The sequence below is a fragment of the Actinoplanes sp. NPDC051633 genome (assembly GCF_040681735.1).
GTDB lineage: Bacteria > Actinomycetota > Actinomycetes > Mycobacteriales > Micromonosporaceae > Actinoplanes.
Genome location: NZ_JBFAZH010000836.1, coordinates 1 through 3,471, shown reverse-complemented (window position 1 = coordinate 3,471; position 3,471 = coordinate 1). Strand labels below are relative to the sequence as shown.

Below are 3,471 nucleotides of genomic sequence, written 5' to 3'. Positions count from 1 at the left end.
CTGACGCCGCGCGCCTGGGCGGGCCGAGGCCGGCTCGGGCAGCTGTTCGCGCGGGCCGGCCTGCTGCTCACCCAGCCGGTGGAACAGGGCGCCCTGCCACAGTTGCGCGCCGCGACCGAGCCCGGACTGCGGGGTGGCCGGTTCTTCGGGCCGTCGGGGCTCTGGGAGACGCGGGGCGGGGTCGCCGACGCCCGGCTCAGCCCGGAGGCCGCCGATCCGGCCGTGGCGAGGCGGTTGTGGGCGGCGGCCGAGGAACTGACCGGCGTGCGCTATCTCTGACCGTGCCGGCGCACGATGAGTTTTAAAATCGACGAGCATCGAACGGTGCGCCGCGCCGGCAGCGGGCTTACCGTGAGAAGGTTCGCCGCCCCCGCGCGGAAAGAAGGCAACGATGTACAGGCTCGGCAGGCTCGGCACGCTCGTCACAGTCGCTGTGGTCGGGCTGCTCATCGCTCCGCCCGCGGTGATGCAGCAGGTGGCCACGCGAATCAACGCCGACACGGCGCACGGCACCTCGGGGCGCGGTGGCCACGACGGCGGCTGCGGGAAGTCACGACGCGGCGAACGCGGCTACGAGGTCATCTTCGACGGCAGCCGCAGGTGCTTCGAGCGGTGGCGGTATGCCGGCGGTTCGTCGATCACATTGCAGCGCGACGGGACGTTGCGCGCCGCCCCGGGCGCGCCCAACCTCGGCGTGCTGTGGTACGCGGCGCGGCCGTACGGTGACTTCTCGCTCCGGCTGCAGTTCCGCGACGACTCACCGATTCCCGGCACCCGCGCGAACAGCGGTGTGCAGGTGCGGTTCCCGGCGCCCCGGCCACCGGTGCCCGGCTGCCCCATGACGTTCAACGGCACGCCGCAGACGGAGAACCCGGCGGCCTGGATCGCCGTCAACTGCGGGCACGAGATCCAGATCAACGACTCGCCCGAGGCGCCCGGCAACGACCCGCGCAAGACCGGTTCCATCTACGGGTTCGCGGATCTCAACAGTGCACAGTCGCGCCCCACGCCGCCCGGTGTCTGGAACGACCTCGAGATCCGCGTGATCGGCCAGCACTACACGGTGATCCGCAATGGCGTGGTGATCAACGAGTACGAGAACGTGCCGGGGGTGCCCTTCCCCGGCCGCCCCAACGACCCCGACTCCAGCTCCCGCGGGCTCGTGGGCTACCTCGGCCTGCAGGCGCACGGCGCCCCGCAGGACGTAGTCTCCTTCCGTGACATCAGAGTCCTCGACCTGTCCGACCGCGACTGACGCGGCGCGATAGGGGCATGAGTGCCGGCGGCGTACTTGCGCAGGCGCGGGCGTCGTTCGACCGGCGCTCATGGGGCGGGGCGTACCGGGGGTTCGTGACCGCCGACGCCGAGACGCCGCTGGCGCTGGACGATCTCGAGAGGCTGGCCCTCGCCGCGTATCTGGCCGGCCTCGACGAGGAATCCACCCTGGCGTGGACGCGAGCCCACCGTGCGGCCGGCCGTCTCGGCGACCCGCGGCGGGCCGCCCGGAACGCGTTGATGATCGGCGCCGGACTGATGTTCCGGGGCGAGACCGCACCCGCGCTGGGATGGTTCGCACGAGGCGGACGGCTTCTCGAAGGCCGCGGTGACTGCCCGGAACAGGCGTGGCTCCGGACGTGGAACGCCTTCGCGCAGATGTGGGCCGGTGACCCGGCCGGGGCGCAGCCCACGTTCGCGGAGAGCGTCACGGCAAGCCGGCGGTTCGACGACTGCGACCTGCTGACGATGGCCCGCCTCGGCCAGGGCATGTGCCTGGCGCTCCGGGGCGACGGCGCAGCCGGCATGCCCCTGCTGGACGAGGCCATGGCCGGGGTCACGTCCGGCGAGGTGTCCCCGCTGTATGCCGGCATCGCCTACTGCACGACGATCGCCGGCTGCTCGGACCTGTTCGACCTGCGGCGGGCGAGGCAATGGACGGCCGCGCTCAACCGCTGGTGCGACTCCCAGCCCGACCTCGTCCCCTATCGGGGCAACTGCCTGGTCCACCGATGCGAGATCATGCAGCTGGAGGGCTCGTGGGCCGACGCGATGCGGGCCGCCCGCCAGGCGTGCGACCTCCTGTCCGGCCCGGTCCGGTGGGACAGTCTCGGATCGGCCTTCTATCAGCTCGGTGAGCTGCATCGACTGCGTGGCGAGTTCGCCCGGGCCGAGGAGAGCTATCGCCGGGCCAGCGAATCCGGCCGCCGGCCGGAACCGGGTCTGGCCATGCTGCGGCTGGCGCAGGGACGCGTCGACGTCGCGGCCGCCGTGCTGCGCCGCGCGTTGACCGAGGCCCGCGGTACGCCCGCCCGGTCGCGCCTGCTCCCCGCCTATGTCGAGACCATGATCGCAGCGGGGGACATCGCCGCGGCCCGGGATGGCGCCGGGGAACTGGTCCGGATCGCCGAGCGCCTCGGTGCGCCGTATCTGCACGCCATGGCCGGGTCGGCGGCGGGAGCGGTGGTGCTTGCCGAAGGCGACGCGGGATCGGCGTTGCCGACGCTGCGCTCCGCGGGGTCGGCGTGGCGCGAGCTGGACGCCCGGTACGAGACCGCACGCATCCAGGTGCTGGTCGGGCTCGCCTGCCGCGCACTCGGCGACCACGAGAGCGCGGCGATGGAGCTCGACGGCGCGCGGAAGGTCTTCGAGGAGCTGGGCGCGAAGCCGGACATCGAGCGACTCGACGCGCTCGCCGGCCGGGCGTACGGGCCGGCGCCCGGTGGTCTGACCAGGCGCGAGGTGCAGGTGCTGCGGCTGGTCGCATCGGGCCGGACCAACCGCGCGATCGCGAGCGAGCTCGGCCTCTCCGAGAAGACCGTCGCCCGGCACGTCCACAATTCGCTCACCAAGCTCGGAGTGCCGTCCCGCGCCGCGGCGACCGCCTACGCATACGAGAACGGCCTGATCGAGGTGCCGCGTACACAGAACTGACCATGCCTCCCGGGGCGGCCTGGATCGTTCGACCGAAGCCGGACCGTCCCCGGCTGCCTAGCGTCTTCTCCGCTGGTACTGGAGCCGGACAGGAGATCGACATGGAAGAACGGCAGCAGGTTGCGCACACCGCGCCCGTCGAGGCGTGGGATGCGATCGCGGGGCTGTACGACGAGCACGTCGCGCCGGGGGAATCCGAGGTGGCCGCCCACGGGCTCCGGCTGGCGGGTCTGCGGGCGGGCGACGCGTTCCTCGATGTCGCCGCGGGACCGGGCGGCTTGAGCCTCCCGGCCGCGCGGCTCGGCGCGAAGGTGCTGGCCACCGACTGGTCCCCGAGGATGATCGAGCGATTCGGCGCCCGTGTGGCCGCCGAAGGGCTCGCGGCCGAGGGCCGGGTGATGGACTGCCATGCGCTCGATCTCCCGGACGACGGCTTCGACGTCACCGGCTCGCAGTTCGGCGTCATGCTGGTGCCCGACCAGCCGCGGGCGCTGCGCGAGATGGTGCGTGTGACCAGGCCGGGCGGGCGCGTGCTCCTCATCG

3 protein-coding genes and 1 pseudogene are annotated in these 3,471 nt (G+C 72.8%); all 4 read left to right on the top strand.

What is annotated here, in order from left to right; genetic code table 11:
* Nucleotides 1–279 (top strand): annotated as a pseudogene (locus AB0M20_RS33000) (short-chain dehydrogenase); the annotation flags it as partial.
* A gap of 112 nt (nt 280–391) precedes the next feature.
* Complete coding sequence (locus AB0M20_RS32995) at nt 392–1,255, top strand: DUF1080 domain-containing protein (RefSeq protein WP_364304253.1); 864 nt, start codon at nt 392–394, stop codon at nt 1,253–1,255.
* Between the two features lie 17 nt (nt 1,256–1,272).
* Complete coding sequence (locus AB0M20_RS32990) at nt 1,273–2,928, top strand: LuxR C-terminal-related transcriptional regulator (RefSeq protein WP_364304252.1); 1,656 nt, start codon at nt 1,273–1,275, stop codon at nt 2,926–2,928.
* A gap of 101 nt (nt 2,929–3,029) precedes the next feature.
* Nucleotides 3,030–3,471 (top strand): class I SAM-dependent methyltransferase (locus AB0M20_RS32985; protein WP_364304251.1); only part of this gene is annotated, 442 nt, incomplete at its 3' end.